Below are 26,524 nucleotides of genomic sequence, written 5' to 3' on the forward strand. Positions count from 1 at the left end.
TCTCCTGTCAGCGGGCCTCGGCCAGCGCGCCACCCAGGAAGGCGCGGATGACGGCGGGATCGGACTTGATCTGTTGGGCGGGGCCGGAGCCGGATATCCGACCGACCTCCACGAGATAGGCGAAATCGGCCAGTTCAAGCGTGGCGCGGGCGTTCTGCTCGACGATGAGGATCGTGAGCCCGGTGGCCCGAATGCGCGACAGCGCGGCAAAGACCTCTTTCGTGACGATGGGGGCAAGGCCCAGCGAGGGCTCGTCCAGCAGCAGCAGGTCGGGGTTCGACATCAGCGCGCGACCGATGGCGACCATCTGCTGCTCTCCCCCGGACATGGTGCCCGCGATCTGGTTGCGGCGCTCGGCCAGTTTAGGAAAGAGCGTCAGCACCTCGGCCAAGCGGTCCGGGGCGGTGGCCCGGGCGCGCGCCGGGATCGCGCCAAGCGCCAGGTTCTCTGCAACCGAAAGCGCGGGAAAGATGCCCCGCCCCTCGGGCACCAGCGCGATGCCCTCGTCGACTAGCCGGTGCGCGGGCAGCGACAGCACAGAGCGGCCACGGTAGAGAATGTCACCCGACCTTGGCCGCACCCGCCCGCCGATGGCACCCAGCAGGGAGGACTTGCCCGCCCCGTTCGCGCCGAGGATGGCGACCATGCGACCCTGTTCGACCGTCAGCGAGGCGCCGTCCAGCGCGACGTGCTTGCCGTAGGCGATGGTCAGATCCCTGACCTCAAGCATCGACCTCTCCTCCCAGGTAGGCGGCGATCACCGCGGGATCGGACAGCGCGGTTTCGGTTGCCTCGTCCGCGATCAGCCTGCCGGAGTTCATCACCACCACGCGCGGGCACAGCGCCCGGACCGCATCGATGATGTGCTCGACCATCAGGATGGTCAGCCCGCCCTCGTGCAGGCGGCGGATCAGGGCGACGCCCTCGGCCAGTTCGGTCGGGTTGAGACCGGCCAGCCATTCGTCCAGCAACAGGATCTCGGGCTCGGCCGCCAGCGCGCGGGCCAGTTCCAGCCGCTTCTGGTCGATGTAGGTCAGATCGCCTGCCACCGCACCGGCCCGCCCGGCGAGGCCCACCATCTGCAAGGCCTCTTCCGCGACGCGGCGGGCCTCGGCGCCCCAGTGGGCCCTGCGGCCGAAGACCGCGGTGATCATCACGTTTTCCATCAGGCTGAGCGACGGCAGGGTCCGCACCAGCTGGAAGGTCCGCGCCACGCCGGCCCGGGCGATGCGGTCGCGGGACAGCCCGGTCAGCCGTTGCCCGTCCAGCCGGATTTCGCCGGAGGTGGTCGGCAAAGCGCCCGATACAAGGTTGATCAGCGTCGTCTTGCCCGAGCCGTTCGGCCCCAGCAGTCCGACGATCTCGCCGCGTTTCAGCGAGAACGAGACCTCGTCCACCGCCCGAAGGCCGCCGAACTGCTTCACCGCGCGGTTTATGTCCAGGAAGCTCATACCCGTGTCCCCTTGTGGCGCACCAGCCGCTCGCCCGCCGCGATGAGGCCGTTGGGCACGACGAAGACGACGCCGATGAAGAGCAGCCCCAGGAAGATCGGGTAGCTGTCGGGGAAGTTCGCGGACAGGAACTCGAAGACCAGGAACAGCGGCACCGCGCCGAGTGCTGGCCCCCAGAGCCGGTTCGCCCCGCCCAGCAGGGCCATGATGACCGTCAGGAAGCTGACTGCCGGGTTGAAGACGATCGCGGGCTCTACGTAGACATAGCGCGGCGAGGTGATCGCCCCGGCCAGCGTCAGGATGACCGACGAGGCGACGAAGGCCAGCAGCTTGACCCGCGCCAGGTTGATGCCGGAATGGGCGGCCACCGTCTCGTCGTCGCCGATGACACGCAGGGCGAGGCCCAACCGCGAGCGCATGATCCAGGCGGTCAGCGCGATGGTGACGGCGCCAAGCGCCAGCATCTGCCAGTAGATCTGTTGCGTGCTGATCTCGAGGAAGATGTAGCGCCCGAGGGTCCCGGTGACATTGACCTCGTACCAGGTGATCAACTGGCGGATGAGTTCGGCCAGGCCGAAGCTGAAGATCACGAAGTAGACGCCCCGAAGCCGCAGCGTGGACAGGCCGACGACCAGCGCAAGCGCCCCGCCGATCAGGGCGGCGCAAAGCAGGACGACCGGATAGGGCAGCACCTCGCTCAGCACCGCCACGGTATAGGAGCCGGTGCCGTAGAAGGCGACGGTGGCCAGCGAGATATAGTGGGTATGGCCCGAAAACAGCGCCCAGGCCGAGGCCAGCGTGACATAGGTGGCGGCCCCGATCAGCAGGCCCAGCCCGTAGTCAGAGACGACATGCGGCAGGATCGCCAGCAGCACCAGGCCGATGAGGGGCAGGACAAGTCGCATCATCGGCCGGGCGCTCCGAACAGGCCCTGCGGACGCCACAGCAGCACGAGCAGGAAGATGCCGTAGGTCGCAGCCAGCGTCAGGCCCGGGTCGATGGCGGTCGCCACGAAGGTCTCGATCAGGCCCAGGCCGAAGCCCGCGACCAGCGCACCCCGCACATTGCCGACGCCGCCCATGATGACGATCACCAGCGCCTTCATGGTGAAGACGACCCCGGCGGTGGCGGAAAACGTCTGGTACATCGAGATCGACGCCCCCGCGACCGCCGCCAGCGCCGCCCCCAGCGCGAAGCCCTGCCGTGCCACGCGATTCACGTCGATGCCGACCAGCGGCGCCGATCCCGGCGTCAACGCGACGGCGCGCATGATCAGCCCCCAGCGGGTGGTCCTGAGCGCCACCACCAGCGCGGCCCCGACGGCGACGCAGATGCCGAAGGCGATCAGCCGGTTCAGCGCCACCGAGACGCCCAGCACGGAAACCCCCCGGTCGAGGTAGGAGATCGAGGTGAAATTCGCACCGAAGACTAGCAGCAGCACGCCCTGTATCAGGAACAGCAGGCCGAAGGTGGCAAGGATGCTATCGACCTCGAGCCGCCCGCCGCCGCCCGACCGCGCCACCAGCGGGCGCATCATCACCTGGTACAGCAGCCACCCTGCCCCGTAGCCGCCCGCCGCCACCAGCGGAAGCGCGAGCAACGGCGACAGACCCATCCCGAGAAACAGGAAGACGACCACGAAGGCCGCGACCAGCGTCAGCTCGCCATATGCCAGGTTCATGATCCGGGCGATGCCGTATTGCAGGGTCAGCCCCAGGGCAAGCAGCGCGTAGGTGCCGCCCAGCACGAGGCCGAGAATGAGGGTGGTCGTAAGCATCGGAAACCCTTGAGGCGTTTCAGGTGCGGCCCGCACCGGGGTAGGGTGCGGGCCAGCGCATTACCATTCGGGCTTGGGCACGATGGGCGCGGCGGCGCCCTGCTTGTCGGCGGGGTTCACGGCGCGGAAGGCCCCGCCCTGCCACTGCCCGACCCACCAGAGGTCGCGCAGCTGGTTGTCCTCCAGCGTCACGTCACCCACCACGGTGTCGAAGGTGCCGGTGGAAAGCTCTCCGGCCAGGGCCTCGTGATCGAGCCCGACACGCTCGACCGCCTGCTCCAGCATTTCGAGCGAGGCATAGGTGATGGCCGAGGCCCAGCTGTCCGGCGGGTTGCCGACGAAGGCGGCGTGGCGCTCGAAATACGCCTGGATCGCCGGGCTGTCCGCATCCACGCCGCCGATGGCCATGACGCCCTCGGCCTTGCCGTCCGCGACGCCCGGATAGATCGGGAACGCGCCGCCGACCGAGATGTAGAAGACCTTCGGATTGTAGCCCATCGTCTGCGCCGTCTTGGTCATCCCGAAGGACCCCGGCGGGTAGGAAAACGCTATGAAGCTGTCGGCGCCGGAATTCTGCGCCTCGCTCATGATCGCGGCGAAATCCGAGGTGCCCAGCGGGTAGGTCGCGTCATAGACCAGCTCGAAACCGGCCGCCTCGAAGGCCGGGCGCGCGCCCTTGATCAGATCGATGCCGAACCCGTCGGCGACCGAGACGACCGCGACCTTGTCGTTGATCTGGCCTGCGTCGCGTGCCGTTGTCAGCACCTCGACCAGCCCGGCGGCGTAGTCATGCCCGCCGCCCAGCATCCAGAAGCTCCGGTCCCAGCGTGCGGCAAAGTCCGGTGCCTTGTCGGTCACCGCGGACACCGCAAGCTGCGGGTAGCCGAAACGCGCCATCAGCGGCGCGATCGCCAGGTTGGGGCCGGTGCCCCAGGGCGGCAGGATCAGGTCGACCTCGTCCTGCGAGGCCAGCCGTTCGATGGCGCGCACCAGGTCCTCGTTGGCCGAGCGGTTGTCGTATTCGACCACTTCGATCATCTTCCGGGATCCATCGGGCATCTTGAGCCCGCCGGCCTTGTTCACCGTATCGACCCAGAGCTCGTAATTCGGGATCGTCGTGATCCCGGCGCCGGTCGCATTCGGCCCGGTCCGTGCCACCGCATAGCCGATGGTCACCGTGTCGTCCTGCGCCATGGCGATCCCGGCCGCCAGTGCCGCCACGGACGTCACGCCGAGAGAAAGTGCGCGCAGGGATGCGCGCCGCGAAATACCGATCATTATTGCCTCCCTTTCGGCCAGTCCTCCGCCGGCCCGTTCTCCGCCGATACAGCCGTCTGACGCGGCTCATCGAGGTCGAAAGACATCCTAGCCCCCCAACAGCACCGACTTAAATGCACTGGCGGGGCGATCTCTTGCACTGGTGCTTGCTATTCGGACTGTTTCGGCCCAGCATCGCGGCACCATGCCGATCCCCCACAGACCCATCGCCACGCGCCGACCAACCACCGGGCTGCACCAGATCCGCAGCCCCCTGTCGCGCATTGCCTTCACCCTGCCGCCGCGGGCTTCGCACCTGTTGTGGCTGGAGTACGGCACCGTGCGCCTGCGCAATGCCGAAGACATGCGCACGGGTCCGCGCCTGCTGTGGTGGACCGACGATGAAAAGCACGAGTTGACGGCCGAAATCGGGGCGCGCGGCACCCTGGTCACGATCCCGGAGGCGACCCTCAGGCAGGTCCTTCCCGTGACGCCGATCGGCGCGCAGATGCAGCGCACCCTGTCTCAGGATCTGAACCTGTCGCCGGAGCTTCCCGAACACATGGAAGAGCTGTTGACCGGGTTCATGCGGGAACGCCAGGCCGACGAACCCGGCGCCGATATCGCCGCCGCCAACTACCTTGCCCTGCTGTTGCTGCAACTCTGGAGGCTGGCGCGCAGGGATCTCGTCCACCTTGGCGGCGCACCGCAGGGCCTGTCGGAGCGCTTTGTCCTGATGGCCGCGCGGCGCGTCCGCGATCATCTGTCCGTCGACGCCTATGCCCGCGACCTTCAGGTCAGCCGAAACCGGCTTGGGTCGGCGGTCAAGCGTGCAACGGGCCTTTCCCCGCGCGCCTATCTGCACCGGCTGCTGGTGCGGGACGCGATGGAGCTGCTGGCCAACACCGGGATGCCGGTTTCCCAGATCGCCTTCCGTCTCGGATACAGCGATCCGGCCTATTTCACGCGGTTTTTCAGGCGGGAGACGGGTCAGAACCCCGGTGCCTTCCGCAGATCCTTCCGCCGCAAGAACAGCATCGAGCCACAGTCCTTCGCAGCCTGGCCATAAAGCGGCACAGGGGCGCCGAGGCAAATGCCCGGCGGACCGCTGACGCAAGGCGCGCCTGGCCGAGAATGCGGCCCCTGTGCCCAGGAGCATTCGGCGCAATGGCGATTTTGGACCAGCCCCTCTGCGCCGGGAACCTGCGGCTCTTGCAGGCGCAGATCCGCACACCGCTGTCCGCCGCGCCCGGGGTCCGCGGCTCTGCGGCGGCGCCGAGAGGATCGGGCGCCGATGCCGTGCATGTCCGGCAAGGGCGGCCTCGGCCAGGTGGCGCCTGCGCCGGCGGGCTGGCCGATCCGAAGCGAAAGCCGCGCGGGTGGATCAGGTATCGAGGCCGTCGACATCCATCCGCGACCGCGGTCTGGCGGCGGCATCCGCATCAAGGGCCGCGTGCATCTGCTCCATGACCCGGAAGAAGGTTCTCAGGTCTGCCGGGTCGACCGCGTCGCAAATGCTGGCTTCGACCGATTTCGCGGCGGGGATGATGTCGGCCAGCACCGCCTGCCCGGCGGGCGTCAGGGAAATCGCGACCAGCCGTCCATCGCCCTTGCCCGGGGCCTTCCGCACCAGACCGTTCTGCTCCAGCCGGCTGACCGCCCGGCTGACCCTGGGTTTTTCGAGGTTCACGCAGTTGTGGATGTCGCGCACCGAAACGCTGCCGCATCGGGCCAGATGCACCAGCACCCGCCATTCCGCGACCGAAAGGCCGTGGGTTCGTTCGTACTCGACCGACAGGCGGCGGCTGACACGGTCCGACAGCACGGAAAGCCGGTAGGGCAGGAAGGCGGAAAGGTGGAACTGTGACGGCATATCTTCTGGCACCCACTTCGTTGCGCTCGAAATGATCTTGACTTTCGTTGCATCCGCAATGATAAACCAAATCGTTTCGCGCGCAATGACTCTGCTGCCTCGTTGCGGGGGTTGCGCCGCAAACAGGGATGCATTCAGGATGATGGAAGGCGGAACGTGGCCATCGGGACTGTCAGGACGATCAAGCGCCGCAAAGACCGTGGCGGCCTGACAATTGAACGCGTCGCAGGAAACCCCGGTCTCGGCATCGCTGCAGGGCAAGACGCCTCGGCTGCGACGGGCGCCGCGCTGATTGGCGCAGCGGCAGATATCCGGGGCTATGCCAAGCTGCCCCGGTCGCGCCGGGGATCGGGGACCGGCCCGCTTACCAACACGCCCGTCGCCGCTGCGCGCGGGCGCAATGCGCCGCCCCCGAGGCGACGCTGACGGAACCACGGAAGGAACGAACATGGCAAAGGCATTCGCGTCGCAGGGCGACACCGGCGAGAAACAGATCTCGTTCTCCGAGATTGGCGAGGGGCTTTATGCCTTCACCGCCGAGGGCGATCCGAACTCGGGTGTCATCATCGGTGACGACAGCGTCATGATCGTCGAGGCTCAGGCCACGCCCCGGCTGGCCAACAAGGTCATCGATTGCGTCCGCTCGGTCACCGACAAGCCGATCAGCCATGTTGTGCTGACCCATTACCACGCCGTCCGGGTGCTGGGCGCCTCGGCCTTCGGGGCCAATCAGATCATCATGTCCGACAAGGCCCGCGCCATGGTGGTCGAGCGTGGGCAAGAGGACTGGGACAGCGAATTTCAGCGGTTCCCCCGGCTTTTCGAGGGCCACGAGAGCATTCCCGGCCTGACCTGGCCGACGACCACGTTTTCGGACTCGATGACCGTCTACCTTGGCAACCGCAAGGTCGAGATCAAGCAGATTGGCCGGGCCCATACGGCGGGCGACAGCGTGATCTGGGTGCCCGACGCGCAGACCATGTTCACCGGCGACATCGTCGAATACCACTCGGCCTGCTATTGCGGCGACGGCCATTTCGAGGATTGGGGCAAGACGCTGGACGCGGTCAAGGCCTACGACCCCCAGTTCATCGCCCCGGGACGCGGCGACGCGCTTGTCGGGCGCGAGATGGTCGACGCGGCGCTGGAAAACACCCGGGATTTTGTCGAAAGCACCTACCGCCCGGCCAGACAGGTCGCCGCGCGGGGCGGCACGCTGAAAGACGCATGGGACGCGGTCCGCGAAAGCTGCGACCCCAAGTTCAGCGACTACGCGATCTACGAGCATTGCCTGCCCTTCAACGTCGCGCGCGCCTTCGATGAGGCCCGGGGCATCGACACCCCGCGCATCTGGACCGCGCAACGGGATCTGGAGATGTGGGAGGCCCTGCAGGGCTGAGGGCGCTTTGGGGAGGGGGCCGAAAGATGTTCGCAGACAGGTATACAGTCGCTCACAAGGTCTATCCCTACGAGCGCTCGACCGATCAGGACAGGGCCGAGGCCGTCCGCCATCCCGTGGTGGTGGTCGGCGGCGGGCCGGTTGGCCTTGCCACCGCGCTCGACCTTGGCCAGCAGGGCATTCCGGTGCTGGTGCTGGACGACCACGAGGGGATCGGCACCGGCAGCCGGGCGATCTGTTTCGCCAAGCGCTGCCTTGAAATCGCCGACCGCTACGGCTGCGGCGCGCCGATGCTGGAAAAGGGCGTGGTCTGGAACCTCGGCAAGGTCTTCCATCGCGACGACAAGGTGTTCGAGTTCAACCTGTTGCCGGAACAGGGCCACAAGTACCCGGCCTTCATCAACCTTCAGCAGCCCTATTTCGAAGGCTTCATGATCGAAAGGCTGCGGGCCCTGCAGGCCGAGGGCGCGCCGATCCAGCTGCGCGGCAAGACCCGCGTGGACGCGATCGAGGTCAAGGAGGATCACGTCGGTCTGGACGTGATGACGCCGGACGGCCCCTACAGGATAGAGGCCGATTGGGTGGTGGCCTGCGACGGTGCAAACTCGCCGCTGCGCACCATGCTGGGATACGGCTTTACCGGGAAGGTCTTTCAGGACAGCTTTCTGATCGCCGATATCAGGCTGAAGGGCGACATGAAGTTCCCGACCGAACGGTGGTTCTGGTTCGAACCCAGCCACGGTCAGGGCGCCTCGGTCCTGCTGCACAAGCAACCCGACGATGTCTGGCGCGTCGACTTCCAGATCGGCTGGGACGTGGACCGCAAGGAAGAGATGAAAGAGCAGAATGTCCGCCGCCGCCTGAACGCCTTCCTCGGCCCGGAGGTCGACTATGACATGGTGTGGTCCTCGATCTACACCTTCCAGTGCAAGCGCATGGAGCGTTTTCGCCACGGGCGGCTCTTCTTTGCCGGGGACGCGGCGCATCAGGTCTCGCCCTTCGGCGCGCGGGGGGCCAATTCCGGGATGCAGGATGCCGACAACCTTGGCTGGAAGCTGGGGCTGGTGATCACCGGGAAGGCGCCGCAGACGCTGCTGGACAGCTATTCCGAGGAACGGGTCCATGGCGCCGATGAAAACATCCTGAACTCGACCCGGTCGACCGATTTCATCACCCCGAAATCCGAGATCAGCAAGGTTTTCCGCGATGCGGTTCTGACGCTGGCCGGAAAGGCCGCCTTTGCCCGCCCGCTTGTCAATTCCGGTCGCCTGTCGGTGCCCTGTGTCTACGACGGGTTGTCCCTGAACGGACCGGATGCGCTGGATGGCGGACCCGAACGCACCCGCGTCGGCGCGCCGATGGTCGATGCCCCGCTGGGCCACGGCTGGCTTCTGGGGCTGTTCGGCGGTGCGTTCCAGCTGCTGACCATCGACGCCGACGCCCCGGACAGCCTTGACGTGGACGGAATCACCGTCACCCGGCTCGCGCTTTCGGCCCGGGACAACCCGGAGCTGGCGCAGCGCTATCTGGGCGGGGCCACATCCGCCGTCTACCTGATACGCCCGGACCAGCATATCGCCGCGCGCTGGGACCGCTACGACGCCGCCGCCCTGCGCAGGGCCGTCGACACCGCAACCGGACGCGCCTGAGAGGAGACCCGAGATGGCCAAGCTGACCCTCGACCCGAACATCGCGAACCCGGACGATTTCTACGCAAGGTTGCTTGCCGTGCACGAGGGCAAGACCAAGGCGGAATGCGACGCGATCAATGCCCGGCTGGTCCTGATCCTGGCCAACCATATCGGTGACGCAGAGGTGCTGGACGAGGCCCTGGCCCTCGCCGCAGAGCGCTGAAAGCCCCCGGAGAGCGCGCGTGACGATCGGGACGGTCAACCACGGTGCCAGGCGCGGCAAGGATGCCAGTGAGGCCCTCGCGTGCTATGCTCAGGGGCCGACGGGGGATCGCTGCCGGACCATGGCCGGGGGCCGCGTGCCCTCCGCCGATACCGCCGCCCCGGGCGGCGGGCAGGCCGCCACGGTCAGGCGCATGGGCGGGGTCGGATCGGGGATGGCCCTGGGCCGGTCGCGCGCCGCGCAGGCGCCGACACAGGCCCCAGGGCCGCAGGCCGAGGGGCCGGACAGGGCCAGAGGAACCACCCCGCGCGCGGCGGAGAACCGCCCCCGCGCGCGGCATTGCTGCACAAAGGACACCGCGTCATGAACGATATGGAACCCAGGGGTCTGATCCAGGCCGACGGTCGCACGACAACGCCCGGCTACATGCCGGGGTTCGGCAATGACTTCGAGACCGAAGCCCTGCCCGGCGCCCTGCCGCAGGGCATGAACAGCCCGCAGAAATGCAACTACGGCCTTTACGGCGAACAGCTGTCGGGCACCGCCTTCACCGCGCCAAGCCACCAGAACGAACGGACCTGGTGTTACCGCATCCGGCCCTCGGTCAAGCATTCCAGCCGGTATCAACGCATTGACGTGCCCTATTGGAAATCGGCCCCGAACGTGGTCGAGGACGTGACCTCTCTGGGCCAGTATCGCTGGGATCCGGTGCCGCATGGCGACGCGGCGCTGACCTGGATCACCGGGATGCGGACGATGACCACCGCCGGTGACGTGAACACGCAGGTGGGCATGGCCAGCCATATCTACCTGGTCACCGAAAGCATGACGGACGACTACTTCTTCAGCGCCGACAGCGAGTTGCTGGTGGTGCCGCAGGAAGGGCGGCTGCGCTTTGCCACGGAACTGGGCATCATCGACCTGGAGCCGAAGGAGATCGCCGTGATCCCGCGCGGGCTGGTCTATCGGGTCGAGGTTCTGGAGGGCCCGGCGCGCGGCTTTGTCTGCGAGAACTACGGCCAGAAGTTCGAACTGCCCGGCCGTGGCCCGATCGGCGCCAACTGCATGGCCAACCCGCGCGACTTCAAGGCCCCCGTGGCCGCCTTCGAGGACCGCGACGCGCCAAGCACCGTCACGATCAAATGGTGCGGGCAGTTCCACCGCTGCGCCATCGGGCATTCGCCGCTGGACGTGGTGGCCTGGCATGGCAATTACGCGCCAGTGAAATACGACCTGCGCGACTACTGCCCCGTCGGCGCGATCCTCTTCGACCACCCGGACCCGTCGATCTTCACGGTTCTGACCGCGCCCTCGGGCGTCCCCGGCACCGCCAATATCGACTTCGTGCTGTTCCGCGAGCGCTGGATGGTTGCGGAAAACACCTTCCGCCCGCCGTGGTACCACAAGAACATCATGTCCGAGCTGATGGGCAACATCTACGGCCAGTACGATGCCAAGCCGCAGGGCTTCGTCCCCGGCGGCATGTCGCTGCACAACATGATGCTGCCGCACGGACCGGACAAGAACGCCTTCGAGGGCGCGTCGAACGCCGAGCTGAAGCCCGGAAAGCTGGACAATACCATGTCCTTCATGTTCGAGACCCGCTTCCCCCAGCACCTGACCGAGTTCGCCGGAAAAGAAGCGCCGTTGCAGGACGATTACATCGACTGCTGGGACGATCTCGAAAAGAAGTTCGACGGCACCCCGGGGCTGAAGTGACGCCGGCGTCAACCGGCGCGAGACGACCGCTTGCCGGGTCGAAAGGGCGCCGGTCTGGCAGGGGATCGGCTATGCGCCGGTCCCCGGATCCTTGGCCGTGCGCCCAGACGTCGGCCACGGGAAGCCCGCCGCGCGGGCCATGATCGACGCCGCGCCGGGTGGGCGGTGGCAGGGGCAAGGCTCTGCCGCCGCGCATGGGGTTGCAGGGCAGTGGCGACAGGGCCGCTGGCGGACGCCTGTCCCCAGCCCTGCCATGACGGCGTTCAGATCAGCTCGGACGCCTTGAGGACAACCGGATCGAGGCCGCTTCCCCCCTGCCCCACATACCCCCTCAGCTGCGCCCGCATCCGGGGTTCCCAGAAGTCGCGGATGTGCTCGGCCACCTTGTCAGAGGCTTCGGCACCGGGCTGGGTCTTGAAGAACGTGGCGATCTGATTGGCCATGTGGACCATCTTTTCAGGCGACATGACAGGCCTCCTCGGCAATGCGGTCGGGGTGGGTGTAGATATCGAAACCCGTGCCGCGCGCAAAGGCGACAAGGGAAATGCCCGCCGCATCGGCAAGCCGCAGGGCCGAGGCGGTCGGGGCAGAGACGGCGATCATCGCGGGCGCCCCGGCGACGGCGCATTTCTGCACCAGCTCCAGCGACAGCCGCGAGGTCATGACGAAGGCGCCCTCGGCGGGCGAGATCCCGGCCCGCAGCAGCGCACCGATCAGCTTGTCGAGCGCATTGTGGCGCCCGACATCCTCGCGCGCCATCACGATGCCCGCGCCGGGGCGCAGGAAGCCCGCCGCATGGGTGGCGCGGGTGCGGTCGTGCAGCGGCTGGCAGGCGCGCAGCGCCTCGGTGGCCTTACCCACCTCGGCGGCGGTGAAACGCGCGTCCGAGTGCACGACGGGCACCTCGCGGGCGGCGGCCTCAAGGCTCTCGATCCCGCACAGCCCGCAGCCCACCGGTCCGGCCATCGCCCGGCGGCGGGCGGCCAGCGCCTCGGCCCGGTCCTCGCGCAGCCAGAGCCGCGCCTCCAGACCCTGCGGATGCCGCACCACCTCGAGGCGCTCAACCTCGTCTGGCCCGGCGATCACCCCTTCGGTGTACAGAAACCCCAGTGCGAAGTCCTCTACATCCTCGGGCGTGGCCATCATCACCGCAAAGCTGGAGCCGTTGCAGACCACCGCCAGCGGCAGCTCTTCGGGCAGGTTGCGGTGGACCGCTGTGCGGCCCTCCGCCCGATAGGCTGCCCCGGCAGCGCTGGTGAAGGCATGCAAACCGCTCATTCCGCCGCCTCGATGCGCCGCGAGCGGGCGGCCTGCGCGGCATAGTCCTCCTGCCAGTCGGTCGGCCCGTTCGACGGGCTGACCTGCACCGCCGTCACCTTGTATTCCGGACAGTTGGTGGCCCAGTCCGAGAAGTCGGTGGTGATCACGTTCGCCTGCGTGTCGGGGTGGTGGAAGGTGGTGTAGACCACGCCGGGGCTGACCCGGTCGGTGATTTTCACCCGCAGCGTGGTTTCACCGGACCGCGAGGCCAGCTTGACCCAGTCGCCATCCTTCAGGCCCCGGTTCTCGGCGTCATGCGGGTGCACCTCCAGCACGTCTGCCTCGTGCCAGACGCTGTTGGCGGTGCGCCGCGTCTGCGCGCCGACGTTGTACTGCGACAGGATGCGCCCGGTGGTCAGCAGCAGCGGGAAGCGCGGCCCGGTCTTTTCGTCGGTGGCGACGTATTCGGTGATCATGAACCGCCCCTTGCCACGCACGAAACCGTCCACATGCATCAGCGGCGTGCCGTCGGGATTGGCCTCGTTGCAGGGCCATTGCACCGAGCCCTTCTCTTCGAGCAGGGCATAATCCACCCCGGCAAAGCTGGGCGTTGTCGCGGCGATCTCTTCCATGATCTGGGCCGGGTGGGTGTAGTGCCAGCCCGCGCCCATGGCATTGGCCAGAAGCTGCGTCACCTCCCAGTCGGCATAGCCGTTGCGCGGCTTCATCACCTCGCGCACGCGGTTGATGCGGCGTTCGGCATTGGTGAAGGTGCCGTCCTTCTCCAGGAAGCTGGAGCCGGGCAGGAAGACATGGGCGTAGTTCGCCGTCTCGTTCAGGAAGAGGTCATGCACGATGACGCATTCCATCGCTGCCAGCCCGGCGACCACATGCTTGGTGTCCGGGTCCGATTGCAGGATGTCCTCGCCCTGGCAGTAGAGGCCCTTGAAGGTGCCATCCACGGCGGCGTCCAGCATGTTGGGGATGCGCAGCCCCGGCTCGGGGTCGATCTCGACGCCCCAGGCCTGCTTGAACACATCGCGCACCTCGGCGCCCTTCACATGCCGGTAGCCCGGCAGCTCGTGGGGGAAGCTGCCCATGTCGCAGCTGCCCTGCACGTTGTTCTGACCGCGCAACGGGTTCACCCCCACGCCGGGACGGCCGACGTTGCCGGTCAGCATGGCGAGGTTGGCGATGCCCATGACGGTGGTCGAGCCCTGGCTGTGCTCGGTCACGCCGAGGCCGTAGTAGATGGCCCCGTTGCCGCCGCCGGCATAGGTGCGGGCCGCGGCGCGCAGGGTCTCGGCGGGCACGCCGGTCAGCGCCTCGGTGGCCTCGGGGCTGTGGCGTTCGGCCGAGATGAAGTCGACGTATTCGGCGAATTCCTCCCAGTCGCAGCGGCTGCGGATGAAGGCCTCGTCGTAGAGCTTTTCGGTGACGATCACATGCGCCAGCGCGGAAACCACGGCGACGTTGGTGCCCGGCTTCAGCGGCAGGTGGTGGGCCGCCTGGATATGGGCCGATTTCACCAGGTCGATGCGGCGCGGATCGATCACGATCAGCTTGGCCCCCGCGCGCAGCCGCTTCTTCAACCGCGAGGCGAAGACCGGGTGGCCGTCGGTCGGGTTGGCGCCGATCACCACCACGACGTCGGTCTGCTCGACCGAGTCGAAGTCCTGCGTCCCGGCAGAGGTGCCATAGGTCTGGCCCAGCCCGTAACCGGTGGGCGAGTGGCAGACCCGGGCGCAGGTATCGGTGTTGTTGTTGCCGAAGACCGCGCGGGCCAGCTTTTGCACAAGGAAGGTTTCCTCGTTGGTGCAGCGGCTGGAGGTGATGACGCCGATGGACTTCTGGCCGTATTTCTCCTGCAGCCCGCGCATCCGCTTGGCGGCGAAGCTCAGCGCCTCTTCCCAGGACACTTCCTGCCAGGGATCATTGACGCTGTCGCGGATCATCGGGTTCAGGATGCGGTCCTTGTGGCTGGTGTAGCCATAGGCGAAGCGCCCCTTCACGCAAGAGTGGCCACGGTTGGCCTTGCCGTGCTTCCACGGCACCATGCGCACCAGTTCGTCGCCCTGAAGCTCTGCTTTGAACGAGCAGCCGACACCGCAATAGGCGCAGGTCGTCACCACCGAGCGGTCGGGCGTGCCCATCTCGGCCACCGACTTCTCTTGCAGCGTCGCGGTCGGGCAGGCCTGCACGCAGGCGCCGCAGCTGACGCAGTCCGAGGCCAGGAAGTTGTCCAGCGGACCGCCCGCCGAAACCCGGCTGTCGAAGCCCCTGCCCTCGATGGTCAGCGCGAAGGTGCCCTGCACCTCTTCGCAGGCCCGCACGCAGCGCGAGCAGACGATGCACTTGGAGGGGTCGTAGGTGAAATAGGGGTTGCTGTCGTCGACCGGGATGTAATGCGGGTTGGCCTCGCCCTCGGGCTGCCGGGCCCGGCGGTCGCCCTTGGACAGCATTCCGGCCAGCGAGGGGGCGTAGTGGTTTTCGCCCGACTCGTAGCGCATGCCGCGCAGGCCCACGGCCCCGGCCATGTCCTGCAATTCGCAATCACCGTTGGCCGAGCAGGTCAGGCAGTCAAGCGGGTGGTCCGAGATGTAAAGCTCCATCACGCCCTTGCGGATCTTGCGGACCTTGGAGGACTGGGTGTTGACGACCATGCCCTCGGCCACCGGCGTGGTGCAGGAGGCGGGCGTGCCGCGCCGCCCCTCGATCTCGACCACGCAAAGCCGGCAGGAGCCGAAGGCCTCGACGCTGTCGGTGGCGCAGAGCTTGGGCACGGAAATCCCGGCCTCGGCGGCGGCGCGCATCACCGAGGTGCCCTCGGGCACGGTTACGGCGAAGCCGTCGATGGACAGGGTGACCGGCGCGCCCTGCCGGGCGGGGGTGCCCATGTCGGCGTCGTTCCACGGGATGATGAAGTCTTTCATTGGGCTGCCTCCTTCGAGGTCGCGAAATCGTCGGCAAAGTGGCGGACCGCCGACATTACCGGATAGGGGGTGAAGCCGCCGAGGGCGCAGAGCGAGCCGTCCTTCATGGTCTCGCAGAGATCTTCCAGCAGCGGCAGGGCCGAGGGGTCTCCGGCGGCGATGCGGTCAAGCGTTTCGACACCGCGGATCGAGCCGATCCGGCAGGGCGTGCACTTGCCGCAGCTTTCGACCGCGCAGAATTCCATGGCGAAGCGGGCCATGGCCAGCATGTCGGCGCTGTCGTCGAAGACCACCAGACCGGCGTGGCCGATCAGCCCGCCCGCCGCGTCGAATTCCTCGTAGCCCAGCGGCGTGTCGAATTTCTCGACCGGCATATAGGCGCCCAGCGGGCCGCCCACCTGAACCGCCTTGACCGGGCGCCCCGAGGCGGTGCCGCCGCCGATCTCGTTGACCGCCTCGCCGAGGCTGAGCCCGAAGGCGGTTTCGAACAATCCGCCGCGCGCCACGTTCCCGGCGATCTGAAGCGTGACCGTGCCGCGCGACCGACCAAGGCCGAAGTCCGCGTAATGCTGCGCGCCCTTTTCAAGGATCACCGGCACGGTGGCCAGGCTGATGACGTTGTTCACCACCGTCGGGCGCCCGAGGAAGCCCTCCAGCGCGGGCAGCGGCGGCTTGGCGCGGACCACGCCGCGCTTGCCCTCCAGCGAGTTCAGAAGCGAGGTTTCCTCGCCGCAGACATAGGCCCCCGCGCCTTCGCGGATTTCCATGTCGAAGGCCTGGCCAGACCCCAGCACATCGGCCCCCAGAACGCCGCCCGCGCGGGCGAGCTCCACCGCCCGGCGCATCACCGCGATGGCATCGGGATATTCCGAGCGCAGGTAGACGTAGCCGCGCGTGGCACCGACGCCGAGGCCCGCGATGGCCATGCCCTCGATCAGCGAGAAGGGGTCGCCTTCCATGATCATCCGGTCGGCAAAGGTGCCGCTGTCGCCCTCGTCGGCGTTGCAGACGATGTACTTCTGCGGGCCTTCCGCATCGTGAACCGTCTGCCACTTGATACCGGTCGGAAAGCCCGCACCGCCGCGGCCGCGCAGACCCGAAGCCTTCACTTCCTCGACGATCTCCTGCCCGCTCATCGCGGCGGCCCGGCGCAGACCGACAAGGCCGCCATGGGCCTCGTATTCTGCCAGCGAAAGCGGGTCGATCACGCCGCAGCGGGCGAAGGTCAGGCGGGTCTGGCGCTTCATCCAGTCAAGCTCTTCGACCGGGCCGAGCGCCTTGGAGGAAGAGCCGTCGAGGATCGCGGCGGCATCGCTCGGCAGTGCCGGGCCGTAGCCGTGGCGCACCCCGTCGATCTCGACCTCGACCAGCGGCTCCAGCCAGACCATCCCGCGCGAGCCGGTGCGCGTCACGGTGACCTCTACCCCGGCGGCCCTGGCGGCGCTTTCCAGCGCGCGGACCACGTCGTCAGCCCCCAGCGCCTTGGCGGCGCTGTCCATCGGAACGCGAATATGCATCATGCGCCTGCCTCCGCCAGAAGGGCATCGATCTTGCCCGCGTCCGCGCGGCCGATCACCTTGCCGTCGAGCATGGCCGCCGGGCCGCAGGCACAAAGGCCAAGGCAATAGACCGGCTCTACCGTCACCGCGCCGGAGGCGGTGGTGCCGCCCCAGCCGGTGCCCAGCTTTTCCAGCACCGCCTCACCCAGCGCCACGCCACCGACCGACTGGCAGGCTTCGGCGCGGCAGATCTTCAGCACGTGCCGCCCGGTGGGGGCATCGCGGAAATCGTGGTAGAAAGAGATCACCCCGTGCAGCTCGGCGCGGCTGATGTTCAGCGCCTCGCAGATCGGGGCATGGGCCTCGGCGGGTACGCAGCCGCAGGCTTCCTGAATCGCGTGAAGCATGGGCAGCAGCGGCCCTTCAAGCTGCGCGTACTCGGTGATGATCCCGCCGATTTCTTCGGCGAAAGAATCGGGCATGGCTGTGTGCATGGCTATGCGTCCTCCGTTTCGCATACCATCGGATGCCGGGAGGACGTGGATCAATAAAGCTGTCCCGTGGAGCGATTTGGGTTTCCGATCAAGCGCCCGGAAGCCGCTGCCCGTCGCGGGCAAGCACCTCGGCCTTGAGGTTGAGCGCCTCCAGCACCGGCGTGCGCGGGTCGCGGTGCGGCAGGATCAGCCCGACGCTGTGCCCGGTCCCGCGCGCGTCGAGCGGCAGCAGCACCAGGTCATGGCCAGTGGCCAGGAAGCGGGCCATGTCGGTGGGCAGGATCGCCACGCACTTGCCCGCCAGCGCGCTGGCGATGAGGACGACGATGGAATTGGACTCGATGCAGGGGCCCGCCCTCGCGCCGGCCTCGGCAAGACGCTGGTCGACGATTCGGCGATTCTGCATGTCCGGGGTCAGCAGCGCCAGCGGGATACCGTCGAGATCGGCCCAGCAGGCGCGCTTGCCCTGCGCCAGCGGATGGCCGGTGCCGCAGACCGCCATGTAATCCTCGCGGTAGATCGGCAGCGTGTCGACCCGGCCCAGCGGTTCGTTGTCGAGGTAGGAGATGCCCGCATCCACCTCGAAGTTCTCCAGCATGGCAAGGATTTCGCGCGAGGTGCGCGACAGGATGGTGAAGCGCACGCGCGGATGCGTCTTGCTGAATTCGGACGAGAGGTTGGCCGCCCAGGTCAGGGCCGTGGGGATCACCGCAAGCCGGACTTCGCCCGCCAGCCCGTGCCGCTTGGCGCGCAGCTCGTCGCGCATCTGCCGCGAGTCCGCGACGATCCGTCGGGCCCAGCTCAGGGCGCTCTGACCCTCGGGCGTCAGCCCGCCGAAGCGCGAGCCGCGAAACACCAGTTGCGTGCCGAGGATCTCTTCGAGCTGCTTGATATTCGCCGAAAGCGTGGGTTGCGAGAGGTTCAGGCTCTCGGCGGCGCGGCCGAAGTGCCGCTCGCGCGCAAGCGCGATGAACATTTCCAGTTTGTCGAGCATGATAGGTATTTTCGATCCCGAATCGGCGTTCCGATAGGAGTTGCCGCAGATCCGTCGCCCGATCAAGCCCGGGGCGCGCCGCCGCGATGGCGCGCCCCGGGCGGTGCATCACTCGCCGGGAACCGCCTGAAGCTCGGGCTCGTCGTGGTGGTGATGCTCTTTCACCGGCCGCATGAAGAGGTTGGCGAAGAAGGCCACCACCAGCAGCGCCGCCATGCAGTACATGGTCGTGTTGTACAGCGACGGGGTCGGGTCGATCGTGCCAGCGGGCGCGATTTCCATCAGCCGCGCGATGGTCACCGTCTTGGCCGCGACAAGCTGTTCAAGCTGCGTCAGCGGTGCGCCGAAAGTCTCGGCAAAGGTGGCCGGATCGACCTTTCCGGCAAGATCCTCGATGGCGCTGGTCACCGACATCTGGCGCAGCGAGGTGATCGCCAGCGGCCCCAGCACGCCTGCCGTGGACCATGCGGTCAGAAGCCGCCCGTGGATGCCGCCCACATGCATGGTGCCGAACATGTCGGCCAGGTAGGCCGGGATCGTGGCGAAGCCGCCGCCATACATCGAGAAGATGATCATCGTCGCGGCGTAGAAGCCGACCAGGTAGATCAGCGACGGATTGGTCGCCACGGCGCTGGCGAAGTAGGGGATCGACAGGTACAGCAGCGTGCCCAGCACGAAGAAGCACATGTAGGTCGCCTTGCGCCCGATGTAATCCGAGGTCGAGGCCCAGAAGAACCGGCCCACCATGTTGAAGACCGAGATCATCAGCACGTAGGTCGAGGCGAAGGCGGCTGTCACGACCAGCGGCATGACCGAGCCGAAAATCTCCGTCATCATGGTCTTGGCCACGCCGATCACGCCGATCCCGGCGGTCACGTTGAAGCAGAGCATGACCCAGAGCTGCCAGAACTGCGGGGTCTTCAGCGCCTGGTCGATGTGGACGTGGTTGTCGCTTACCATGCCTTTTGCGGCGGGCTTGGGCTGCCAGCCCTCGGGCTTCCAGTCGGGTGCGGGCACGCGGTACTGGAAGGCGGCGATCATCATCACGATGAAGTAGACGATCCCCAGCGTCAGGAAGACCCCGGCGGCGCCGGTGCTGCCGGTGCCGACAACGTAGACGCCCGCCGCGCCGCCCAGTTCCGCCGCCTGTGCGGCGTTGGCGATCACCACTTCGACGCGCCCGGCAGCGGTTTCGGCAAAGAGCCTGCCGCCGTCGACCACCGTCTGCACGGCCTCGGAGGTGCCAAGGTACTCGGGCGCGCGCTCGAAGATGTCGAGCAGCCAGCCCTTGACCGGCGCGGCGATCATCGCGCCGCCGCCAAAGCCCATGATCGCCATGCCGGTGGCCATGCCCCGGCGGTCGGGGAACCAGCGGATCAGGGTCGAGACCGGCGAGACGTAGCCAAGACCCAGCCCGCAGCCGCCCAGCACCCCGTAGCCGAGGTAGAGCATCCAGAGCTGATGCGTGGCGATCCCGAAAGAGCCGATGATGAAGCCACCGCCCCAGAGGAAGGCCGCAACCACGCCGACCATGCGCGGGCCGACCTCTTCGAGCCACTTGCCTGCGAAGGCCGCCGCGAGACCGAGAAACACGATGGCGACCGAGAAGATCCAGACCACCGAGCTGAGGCTCCAGTCCTCGGCGGAAGAGGCGACAACGCCCAGCTCACGGGTCAGCGGCGGGTTGAAGACCGACCATGCGTAGACCGACCCGATGCAAAGGTGAATGGCGATGGATGCCGGCGGAACCCGCCAGCGGTTGTATCCGGGTTTGGCGACGATGTGGCTCTTGTACAGAAACCCCAGCGCCCCGCCAGCTGCGTTGCTCATGGATTGTCCTCCCTAGGTTTGGTTTGCCTTGGCGCGCAACCGGGAAGAGCGACCTCCTTTTCGCAGCCCCCCGAGCAGCATGCGCTGGCATGCCGCAGCCGGAGCAAAGGCCGAGGGGCGCTTGCTGTCAAGAAATTTTTACATAGTTATCAAGCGCTTAAGCGGACAGCTTGTCTTCCGGACAAGGGTTGAATCGCAGGCAATCGGGACAATCCGTCCAGCCCGCGCGGGGTAACCGCCAAGGATTGAGACATTCTGTCCATTCACGCCGGATCGACCGCGGGCAGGGAAATCTCGAAGCGGCTGCCCTTTCCGGGTTCGGAGCTGGCAGAGATCTGGCCACCGGCCTGCGACACCAGCTGCTGGCTGATCGACAGGCCAAGCCCGGTGCCCCGGGCCAGCTTGGTCGTGTAGAACGGGTCGAAGATGCGGGCCAGCACCTCTGGCGGCATACCGACACCCTCGTCCTGTATCACGAGGTGCACGGTATCACCCGCCCCCGAGACCGCAATGGTCAGCGTTCCGCCGTCGGGCATGGCGTGGGCGGCATTCAGCAGCAGGTTGACGATGACCTGCTGCAGCTCGGTCCGCGAGATCCGCACCGCCGGCGTGGGCTCCAGCGCCAGCTGTGGCGTGATGCCCGCGCCCTCCAGCTGGTGCCGGGTCAGCACGAGGCAATCGCGCACGACCTCGCCCGGATCCAGCGCGTCTGCGGCGCCCGAGAATTCTTCCGGTCGGGCGAATTGCAGCAGTTTCGAGACGATGACGCCAATCCGGTAAACCTGATCGTCGATCAGCCGGAACTCTTCGTGCACCAGATCGGCGGCGGTGCCCAGCTCGTTCCGGGCGAGGTCCAGGTTGCCCTGGATCACCGCCACCGGGTTGTTGATCTCATGCGCGACCGAGGCGGTGATCTCGCCCACCGCGGCAAGCTTTTCCGACATGATCAGCCGTTCCGTCGTGCGCTCCAGCCGCCGGTTGGCATCGCGCAGGTCGGCGGTGCGCTGCTCGACCCGAGTTTCAAGGCTTTCCGCCCAGTCCCGCAGGGCCCGGTCCCGGGCCTGAAGCTGGTCCAGCAGGTGATCGAGATGCGCCGCGACCTGGGCGATTTCCCCGGCCTCGGACCGCGTCCCGTTGCGGGCCGAAAGGTCGCCCTGTTCGACGCGGGCGATGGTGCGGGTCATGTGTTCGAGTGGCCGGAAGATATGCCCGGCCCACCGCAGGAAGACCGGCACCGAAAGCGCCGCGATCAGCAGGAAGGCCACGATGAGCGCGGCAATCGAGTTGCGCTTGGCCTGCACGAAGGGCGCCTCTAGGAACCCGACGTAAAGCATGCCCACCCGGTCGCCCCGGCTGTCGACGATGGGCTCGTAGGCCGAGACATACCAGTCATTGACGACAAAGGCGCTGTCCAGCCATGTGCGGCCCTCGCCCAGCACCTGCGCGCGCACCTCTGCCGAAACCCGTGTCCCCAGCGCGCGGACGTTTTCGAACAGGCGCACGTTGGTCGAGACGCGCACATCCTCCAGAAACAGCGTCGCGGTGCCCTGAGAGCCCTGCGGCAGGCTTTGTTCGCGGTAGACAAGGGCGTTGATGGTGTCGATGAAATCGAGGTTGCTGTTCAGCAGCAGGCCCCCGACCAGCGCCCCCGGCGCGCCGCCGGGCAGAGTCGCGGGCGCGGCGGAATGGATCACCATCCCGCGCGTTTCCGCATCCCGGTCGGTCGGAACGGCGGCGCGGGTGGGCACCAGCGGGATCTGCGCCCGGCCCGGCAGATCCGGGTTCACGGCATCCAGTTCGCGCGCGCTGAAAATGTCGACCGCGCTTCTGGCGCGGCCTTCGATGGCCTCGGCGATCACCGGCCAGTCTGCCGCCGCAAAGCCCAGCGGCGCGCCCTCGCCCGCCGCAAGGTAGAGAAAATCCAGCCCCAGCCGCTGCCGCTCGCTGTCAAGGAAGGCCTCGGTGGTGCCCTCGCTCAGCGCGTCGCGGAACACGGCAGAGCGGGCCACGGCGTCGACCCGCTCGCCCGAGCGGTCGACGAGCCGGGCCAGGTACTGGTCGGCGATCGTCAGGTCGCCCGTGACCTTGTTGACCAGCAGCGCATCGACCTTGCCCGACCAGCGCCAGACGGCGCCGCCCAGCAGCAGGGGCAACAGCACCAGCATCGGCAGGAGCGCAAGCACCAGAAGCCGCATGCGGACGGAGGTGAACAGCGAACGCATATCACAGGCCCCAGGCGGCGCATTTCCGGTCGATGGTCTTGCGCGAGATCCCAAGCTGGCGCGCCGCCTCGCTGCGGTTGCCGCCCAGCAGGTCCAGCGCCCGCAGGATTTCCCGCCGCTCGAGGTTCTCCAGCGATGTGATCGGCCGGGTCTCTTCGTCGGCGTCAAGCGTTTCCAGCTGGAAACGGCCGAATATCAGCGAACGTTCGATAAAGTTGCGCAGCTCGCGGATATTGCCGGGCCAGTCGTGCCGCAGCAGGGCCGCGCGGACCGGGGCGGTCAGCTCGGGCGGCGAAATCTGCATGGTTTCGGCGATCTCCTGCAGGAAGAGTTCCGCCAGATCGCAGACGTCATTGCCACGGTCGCTCAGCCGCGCCATCTCGACCTCGATCACGTTGATCCGAAACAGCAGATCCTCGCGAAAACGCCCCGCCTCGACCGCCGCGCGCAAAGGACGGGTCGTCGACATCACGAAACGCACGTCAAGCTGCACCGCCCGCTCGGTCCCGACCGGGCGGATCACCCCGTCCTCCAGCACCCGCAACAGCGCCCGCTGGGCGCCGGGGCCAAGCTCGCTGACCTCGTCCAGGAAGACCGTGCCGCCCCCGGCGGAGGCAAGCAGTCCCTCACGGCTGCCCACCGCCCCCGGCACCACCCCGGCGGCATGGCCGAACAGCTCCAGCTCGATCATGTCGTTCGGGATGGTGCCGCACTGGATCGGAACGAAGGGCCCGCCCGCCCGCGCCGAGCGCGCATGCAGGTGCCGCGCCGCCACCTCCTTGCCGCTTCCCGACTGGCCGGTGATCAGCACCGGCGTCGAAACCTGCGCCACCCGGTCCAGCAGCGCCTTCACCGTTTCGATGGCCGGAGAGTTGCCCACCAGCTCGCGTCGCCGCCGCCGCCCCGGCAGCGCATTTTCCAGTTCGCGGCGCAGCAACCAGTTTTCCCGCCGCAACCGGGCCATCTCGATGCAGCGCCTGAGCGCGTTGATGATCTGGTTCGAGCGGAACGGCTTCAGCACGAAGTCGGTGGCCCCTGCCCGCAGCGCGTCGATGGCGGTTTGCAGGTCGGCATAGGCGGTGATCAGGATCGTATCCGTCGTGCCGCCCTCGCGCTGCTGGTTGACCAGCCAGTCGATGCCTTTCTGGCCGGGCATCATGTTGTCGAGGATCATCACGTCGTAGTGCCTTGCGCCAAGGCGCTCGGTCGCGGTGACCACATCCTCGGCCTCATCGACCGCCGCGCAGAGCGGCCGCAGGGTCTTGGTCAGAAAATGGCGCATGCCCGGTTCGTCGTCGACAACCAGAATCCGTGCTTCGGCCAGCCCCTCTCCGGCGGCGACTTCGTTCAAACTGGGCATCTGGCTCCTCCTGACCGCGTGCGGCACATCGCGCAGAGAGAGACCATGCCCGCGGGTCAACCTCAAGCCGCTTCGCGACGGATGCGCCGCAGCCGCCTTGTGGCCTTTCCTGTCGGCCCACGGCGCGATACGGTCGGGGTCCACCAGCAGCGGCCCGCAAAGGGACGCACCGCACCGGACGAGAGGATGCCTTATGCGTTTTGGATCAATTCTTGCGATTTCTTTGGCATGCGCCTCTGCCGCATCGGCGGAGGTCTCGGTTACGCTGAACCTCGGGTCCGAGGACATGACCATGCATACGCAGGGTTACACATGCGACGCGGCGCAGCCCTTCGACGTGCAGTATCTCACCTCGGACAGCGACGCGCTGGCGCTGGTGCCCGTGGACGGTGTTCGGCGCATCTTCGTCAACGTGGTCTCCGCCTCAGGCGCGCGCTACGTGTCCGGGCAATACGAATGGTGGACAAAGGGCGAGACGGCCACGCTGGGCGACGTGATGCAGGACGACGCCCTGCTGCACTGCACCGCAGACAATCCGTAGAACGGGGGCCGATGAGGCGCGGCGCAGGGCCCGGGGGCCCTGTCGCTCCGGACCGCAGCCCAGTTCCCCTGTCCGCCGCTGCCTCTTACCGCGAGCGGCCTACCCCCTCGGCGCGCCGACACCCTTGTAGAGTGCCGCGGCACTGGTGCGGTTGGACACGCCCAGCTTCTGCCTGATCTGTTCGAGGTGGTAATTGATCGTGCTCAGCGTGCTGCCCATGATCACCGCGATCTCCCGGTTCGTCTTGCCCTCCGCAACCCAGTGCAGGATATCCACCTGCCGTCTGGACAACGACTGCAGCGGGTCGGGCGCGCGGCTTTGCAGGGTGATCCCTTCGCGCAGAACCTGGACCCGGGCCAGCGCGAAAAGCGCCAGAACGTTCGTGGCATGCAGGCTATCGGCGGTCAGGGCGTCATCCGAGACGGCCAGAAACGTCATCGCGCCCAGCTTGCCCGGCCCGCCCCCAAGAGGAACCGTTGCGCCCCCCGCGATACCGTTGAGCGCGAGATACTCGGAATATTCGCAATGGCCGCTGGTGCGCCACCCCTCCGCGGACCAAAGGAACGGCGTCTCCCTTTGCACCGCGCTTTGCAAAAGCGGATCCTTTGCGGCCCAGTCATCCCTAGAATAGGCAAGCAGATCCTCTCTGGACCAGGTGGTCAGCAGCGGCTCTTCCATCAACTCGACAGCATGCCGCTTGTCGATGGTGATGTTGAAGGAAACGAAGCCCAGCTCTTGCGCCGCGCTCGCCATGGCAGTCCCAAGTTCCGCCATGTCTGCAGCCGCTGAAAGACCGCAGACCGCCTTTGATAACTTCGGCAACATAACACTGTAACCCCATACGATACGGACAGAAAAAAATACCACGCCTGCCGTCAGGCGCCGCACCATGTAGTGCCGGCGGCTCGTCGCGCGACTGGCAGAACTACCAGTTGAGCTCCGAGGGGACAACTGTTCAACGTCAGGGTGACGTGCGGATCGATCACGTACGATCGCACCAAAGTGATAATCGCAAAGGCTCTTCCTTGTCAGAGGGGGGGGGCTTTTTCGCGGGCCGGCCAGGCAGCATTTAGAGGCGGAGAGCATAATGAAAGCGACAATTTTCCCGAAAGCGCAGAACGGTTCCTCCGAGGTTTTCGAAGGGGGCCGAATCGCGCTTGAAGCGCCCAGCGTTGTCCAGCTGGCGATCGGGCCCGAGCAGGTCCTGCGCTTCGATCGGGACGGCAGCGACCTGGTCCTCGTTCTCAAGGATGGCACCCGCCTGGTCATCGAGGGCTTCTTCGTCCAGGATGCCGATGGCCGCAACGACCTGGTGTTCGAAGACGGCAACGGCGTCACCTGGTGGGCGCAATACGGCGAGGAATGGGAAGGCTTCGATATCGCCGAGATCGAAGATGCCCTGCTGATTCCGCCGCTTCCGCTGGCCGCTCTGGCGGGCCTTGGCGCGCTGGCGGGCGGCGCAGCCCTTGTTGCGCGCAATGACAGTCCGGATTCCGACACCCCCGCGCCCAACACCCCGCCGGCGGGCGAGGACGCCTCCGTGACCACGCCCGAAGACACCCCGATCAGCGGAACTGTCTCCGCCAAGGACGATGACGGCGATCCCCTGACCTTCACGCTGGACGGCGGGCCATCGAACGGCACCGTCACCGTCAACCCCGACGGCAGCTACGAGTACGTGCCGAACCCCGATTACACCGGCGGCGACAGCTTCACCGTGACCGTCGACGACGGCCAGGGCGGCACCGACACCATCACCGTCAATGTCACCGTCACCCCGGTCAACGATCCGCCGGTGGGTGAGGACGACGCCGTCACCACCCCCGAGGACACGCCGGTCAGCGGCACCGTCACCGCCACGGATGTCGACGGCGACCCGCTCACCTTCACGCTGGACGGCGGGCCCTCCAACGGCACCGTCACCGTGAACCCCGACGGCAGCTACGAATACACGCCGAACCCCGATTACACCGGCGGCGACAGCTTCACCGTGACCGTCGACGACGGCCAGGGCGGCACCGACACCATCACCGTCAATGTCACCGTCACCCCGGTCAACGA

23 protein-coding genes are annotated in these 26,524 nt (G+C 67.2%); 7 read left to right on the plus strand and 16 right to left on the minus strand.

The features are described from left to right. Positions 1-7: 7 nt before the first annotated feature. Genes ACN5KJ_RS19210 through ACN5KJ_RS19230 form a run of 5 tightly spaced genes read right to left on the minus strand, consistent with a single transcriptional unit; the run spans position 8 to position 4,506 of the window. The gene (locus tag ACN5KJ_RS19210; RefSeq protein WP_347168303.1) at positions 8-730 is read right to left on the minus strand and encodes an ABC transporter ATP-binding protein; all 723 of its coding nucleotides are present in this window, start codon (positions 728-730) and stop codon (positions 8-10) included. Continuing rightward, positions 723-1,451 (minus strand): ABC transporter ATP-binding protein, encoded by a 729-nt coding sequence (locus ACN5KJ_RS19215; RefSeq protein WP_418595658.1) that lies wholly within the window; start codon positions 1,449-1,451, stop codon positions 723-725. Before ACN5KJ_RS19215 ends, ACN5KJ_RS19210 begins: the two co-directional genes overlap by 8 nt. Continuing rightward, complete coding sequence (locus ACN5KJ_RS19220) at positions 1,448-2,359, minus strand: branched-chain amino acid ABC transporter permease (protein ID WP_418595660.1); 912 nt, start codon at positions 2,357-2,359, stop codon at positions 1,448-1,450. Before ACN5KJ_RS19220 ends, ACN5KJ_RS19215 begins: the two co-directional genes overlap by 4 nt. Next, the gene (locus ACN5KJ_RS19225) at positions 2,356-3,228 is read right to left on the minus strand and encodes a branched-chain amino acid ABC transporter permease (protein ID WP_418595661.1); all 873 of its coding nucleotides are present in this window, start codon (positions 3,226-3,228) and stop codon (positions 2,356-2,358) included. The genes ACN5KJ_RS19220 and ACN5KJ_RS19225 overlap by 4 nt, the downstream gene beginning before the upstream one ends. Before the next feature lie 60 nt (positions 3,229-3,288). Continuing rightward, entirely contained in the window at positions 3,289-4,506 is a 1,218-nt protein-coding gene (locus ACN5KJ_RS19230; RefSeq protein ID WP_418595663.1) for an amino acid ABC transporter substrate-binding protein, read from the minus strand. 184 nt (positions 4,507-4,690) lie between these two features. Here ACN5KJ_RS19230 and ACN5KJ_RS19235 point away from each other — a divergent pair, with 184 nt between their 5' ends. Then, on the plus strand, positions 4,691-5,554 hold the full coding sequence (locus ACN5KJ_RS19235; RefSeq protein WP_418595665.1) for a helix-turn-helix domain-containing protein: 864 nt from the start codon (positions 4,691-4,693) through the stop codon (positions 5,552-5,554). 315 nt (positions 5,555-5,869) lie between these two features. On the opposite strand, the gene ACN5KJ_RS19240 is transcribed toward ACN5KJ_RS19235, so the two are convergent. Further along, positions 5,870-6,619 (minus strand): MarR family winged helix-turn-helix transcriptional regulator, encoded by a 750-nt coding sequence (locus tag ACN5KJ_RS19240; protein ID WP_418595667.1) that lies wholly within the window; start codon positions 6,617-6,619, stop codon positions 5,870-5,872. Between the two features lie 187 nt (positions 6,620-6,806). On the opposite strand from ACN5KJ_RS19240, the gene ACN5KJ_RS19245 reads away from it, so the two are divergent. The 4 genes from ACN5KJ_RS19245 to hmgA all read left to right on the plus strand — a co-directional run bounded on the left by ACN5KJ_RS19245 (position 6,807) and on the right by hmgA (position 11,330). Then, positions 6,807-7,757, plus strand: a complete 951-nt coding sequence (locus ACN5KJ_RS19245; protein WP_418595669.1) for an MBL fold metallo-hydrolase — start codon at positions 6,807-6,809, stop codon at positions 7,755-7,757. Between the two features lie 26 nt (positions 7,758-7,783). Beyond that, positions 7,784-9,406: an FAD-dependent oxidoreductase gene (locus ACN5KJ_RS19250; RefSeq protein WP_418595670.1), complete on the plus strand. Its 1,623-nt coding sequence runs from the start codon at positions 7,784-7,786 to the stop codon at positions 9,404-9,406. Positions 9,407-9,419: 13 nt separating this feature from the next. Next, complete coding sequence (locus tag ACN5KJ_RS19255; RefSeq protein WP_418595672.1) at positions 9,420-9,611, plus strand: DUF2783 domain-containing protein; 192 nt, start codon at positions 9,420-9,422, stop codon at positions 9,609-9,611. A 363-nt stretch (positions 9,612-9,974) separates the two neighbouring features. After that, positions 9,975-11,330: a homogentisate 1,2-dioxygenase gene (gene hmgA, locus ACN5KJ_RS19260; protein WP_229245592.1), complete on the plus strand. Its 1,356-nt coding sequence runs from the start codon at positions 9,975-9,977 to the stop codon at positions 11,328-11,330. Between the two features lie 263 nt (positions 11,331-11,593). Here hmgA and ACN5KJ_RS19265 read toward each other — a convergent pair whose 3' ends face one another. The 9 genes from ACN5KJ_RS19265 to ACN5KJ_RS19305 form a co-directional block, all read right to left on the minus strand. Further along, entirely contained in the window at positions 11,594-11,797 is a 204-nt protein-coding gene (locus ACN5KJ_RS19265; RefSeq protein WP_418595674.1) for a formate dehydrogenase subunit delta, read from the minus strand. Next, the gene (gene fdhD, locus ACN5KJ_RS19270; protein WP_418595676.1) at positions 11,787-12,608 is read right to left on the minus strand and encodes a formate dehydrogenase accessory sulfurtransferase FdhD; all 822 of its coding nucleotides are present in this window, start codon (positions 12,606-12,608) and stop codon (positions 11,787-11,789) included. The genes ACN5KJ_RS19265 and fdhD overlap by 11 nt, the downstream gene beginning before the upstream one ends. Beyond that, positions 12,605-15,523: a formate dehydrogenase subunit alpha gene (gene fdhF, locus ACN5KJ_RS19275; protein ID WP_418595678.1), complete on the minus strand. Its 2,919-nt coding sequence runs from the start codon at positions 15,521-15,523 to the stop codon at positions 12,605-12,607. Before fdhF ends, fdhD begins: the two co-directional genes overlap by 4 nt. Then, positions 15,520-17,040, minus strand: a complete 1,521-nt coding sequence (locus tag ACN5KJ_RS19280) for a formate dehydrogenase beta subunit (RefSeq protein ID WP_418595695.1) — start codon at positions 17,038-17,040, stop codon at positions 15,520-15,522. Before ACN5KJ_RS19280 ends, fdhF begins: the two co-directional genes overlap by 4 nt. Further along, positions 17,040-17,504, minus strand: a complete 465-nt coding sequence (locus tag ACN5KJ_RS19285; protein WP_418595680.1) for a formate dehydrogenase subunit gamma — start codon at positions 17,502-17,504, stop codon at positions 17,040-17,042. The genes ACN5KJ_RS19280 and ACN5KJ_RS19285 overlap by 1 nt, the downstream gene beginning before the upstream one ends. A 100-nt stretch (positions 17,505-17,604) precedes the next feature. Continuing rightward, a complete protein-coding gene (locus ACN5KJ_RS19290) occupies positions 17,605-18,510 on the minus strand; it encodes a LysR family transcriptional regulator (protein WP_418595681.1) in 906 nt (301 codons plus the stop codon). 108 nt (positions 18,511-18,618) lie between these two features. Further along, on the minus strand, positions 18,619-20,340 hold the full coding sequence (locus tag ACN5KJ_RS19295; protein ID WP_418595683.1) for an OFA family MFS transporter: 1,722 nt from the start codon (positions 20,338-20,340) through the stop codon (positions 18,619-18,621). A 263-nt stretch (positions 20,341-20,603) separates the two neighbouring features. Next, positions 20,604-22,562, minus strand: a complete 1,959-nt coding sequence (locus ACN5KJ_RS19300) for a sensor histidine kinase (protein ID WP_418595685.1) — start codon at positions 22,560-22,562, stop codon at positions 20,604-20,606. 1 nt (position 22,563) lies between these two features. After that, complete coding sequence (locus ACN5KJ_RS19305) at positions 22,564-23,922, minus strand: sigma-54-dependent transcriptional regulator (protein ID WP_418595687.1); 1,359 nt, start codon at positions 23,920-23,922, stop codon at positions 22,564-22,566. A 193-nt stretch (positions 23,923-24,115) separates the two neighbouring features. Between ACN5KJ_RS19305 and ACN5KJ_RS19310 the strand changes: the two genes are divergently transcribed. Next, positions 24,116-24,463, plus strand: a complete 348-nt coding sequence (locus ACN5KJ_RS19310; protein ID WP_418595689.1) for an MliC family protein — start codon at positions 24,116-24,118, stop codon at positions 24,461-24,463. A gap of 99 nt (positions 24,464-24,562) precedes the next feature. On the opposite strand, the gene ACN5KJ_RS19315 is transcribed toward ACN5KJ_RS19310, so the two are convergent. Then, positions 24,563-25,354, minus strand: coding sequence for a helix-turn-helix transcriptional regulator (locus ACN5KJ_RS19315; RefSeq protein ID WP_418595691.1), 792 nt, complete (start codon positions 25,352-25,354; stop codon positions 24,563-24,565). Between the two features lie 196 nt (positions 25,355-25,550). Here ACN5KJ_RS19315 and ACN5KJ_RS19320 point away from each other — a divergent pair. After that, on the plus strand, positions 25,551-26,524 hold a 974-nt coding region (locus ACN5KJ_RS19320; RefSeq protein WP_418595693.1), incomplete at its 3' end, for an Ig-like domain-containing protein.

The organism is Ponticoccus sp. (in: a-proteobacteria), from assembly GCF_048381735.1.

Excerpts from the sequence above, each read along its gene's own strand:
- ACN5KJ_RS19295 (WP_418595683.1), bottom strand. The coding sequence starts at position 20,340 with ATGAGCAACGCAGCTGGCGGGGCGCTGGGGTTTCTGTACAAGAGCCAC.
- ACN5KJ_RS19290 (WP_418595681.1), bottom strand. The coding sequence starts at position 18,510 with ATGCTCGACAAACTGGAAATGTTCATCGCGCTTGCGCGCGAGCGGCAC.
- ACN5KJ_RS19310 (WP_418595689.1), top strand. The coding sequence starts at position 24,116 with ATGCGTTTTGGATCAATTCTTGCGATTTCTTTGGCATGCGCCTCTGCC.
- ACN5KJ_RS19250 (WP_418595670.1), top strand. The coding sequence starts at position 7,784 with ATGTTCGCAGACAGGTATACAGTCGCTCACAAGGTCTATCCCTACGAG.
- fdhD (WP_418595676.1), bottom strand. The coding sequence starts at position 12,608 with ATGAGCGGTTTGCATGCCTTCACCAGCGCTGCCGGGGCAGCCTATCGG.
- fdhF (WP_418595678.1), bottom strand. The coding sequence starts at position 15,523 with ATGAAAGACTTCATCATCCCGTGGAACGACGCCGACATGGGCACCCCC.
- ACN5KJ_RS19300 (WP_418595685.1), bottom strand. The coding sequence starts at position 22,562 with ATGCGTTCGCTGTTCACCTCCGTCCGCATGCGGCTTCTGGTGCTTGCG.
- ACN5KJ_RS19245 (WP_418595669.1), top strand. The coding sequence starts at position 6,807 with ATGGCAAAGGCATTCGCGTCGCAGGGCGACACCGGCGAGAAACAGATC.
- ACN5KJ_RS19210 (WP_347168303.1), bottom strand. The coding sequence starts at position 730 with ATGCTTGAGGTCAGGGATCTGACCATCGCCTACGGCAAGCACGTCGCG.
- ACN5KJ_RS19230 (WP_418595663.1), bottom strand. The coding sequence starts at position 4,506 with ATGATCGGTATTTCGCGGCGCGCATCCCTGCGCGCACTTTCTCTCGGC.
- ACN5KJ_RS19220 (WP_418595660.1), bottom strand. The coding sequence starts at position 2,359 with ATGATGCGACTTGTCCTGCCCCTCATCGGCCTGGTGCTGCTGGCGATC.
- ACN5KJ_RS19305 (WP_418595687.1), bottom strand. The coding sequence starts at position 23,922 with ATGCCCAGTTTGAACGAAGTCGCCGCCGGAGAGGGGCTGGCCGAAGCA.
- ACN5KJ_RS19215 (WP_418595658.1), bottom strand. The coding sequence starts at position 1,451 with ATGAGCTTCCTGGACATAAACCGCGCGGTGAAGCAGTTCGGCGGCCTT.
- ACN5KJ_RS19265 (WP_418595674.1), bottom strand. The coding sequence starts at position 11,797 with ATGTCGCCTGAAAAGATGGTCCACATGGCCAATCAGATCGCCACGTTC.
- ACN5KJ_RS19255 (WP_418595672.1), top strand. The coding sequence starts at position 9,420 with ATGGCCAAGCTGACCCTCGACCCGAACATCGCGAACCCGGACGATTTC.
- ACN5KJ_RS19315 (WP_418595691.1), bottom strand. The coding sequence starts at position 25,354 with ATGGTGCGGCGCCTGACGGCAGGCGTGGTATTTTTTTCTGTCCGTATC.
- ACN5KJ_RS19285 (WP_418595680.1), bottom strand. The coding sequence starts at position 17,504 with ATGCCCGATTCTTTCGCCGAAGAAATCGGCGGGATCATCACCGAGTAC.
- ACN5KJ_RS19225 (WP_418595661.1), bottom strand. The coding sequence starts at position 3,228 with ATGCTTACGACCACCCTCATTCTCGGCCTCGTGCTGGGCGGCACCTAC.
- ACN5KJ_RS19280 (WP_418595695.1), bottom strand. The coding sequence starts at position 17,040 with ATGCATATTCGCGTTCCGATGGACAGCGCCGCCAAGGCGCTGGGGGCT.
- ACN5KJ_RS19235 (WP_418595665.1), top strand. The coding sequence starts at position 4,691 with ATGCCGATCCCCCACAGACCCATCGCCACGCGCCGACCAACCACCGGG.
- hmgA (WP_229245592.1), top strand. The coding sequence starts at position 9,975 with ATGAACGATATGGAACCCAGGGGTCTGATCCAGGCCGACGGTCGCACG.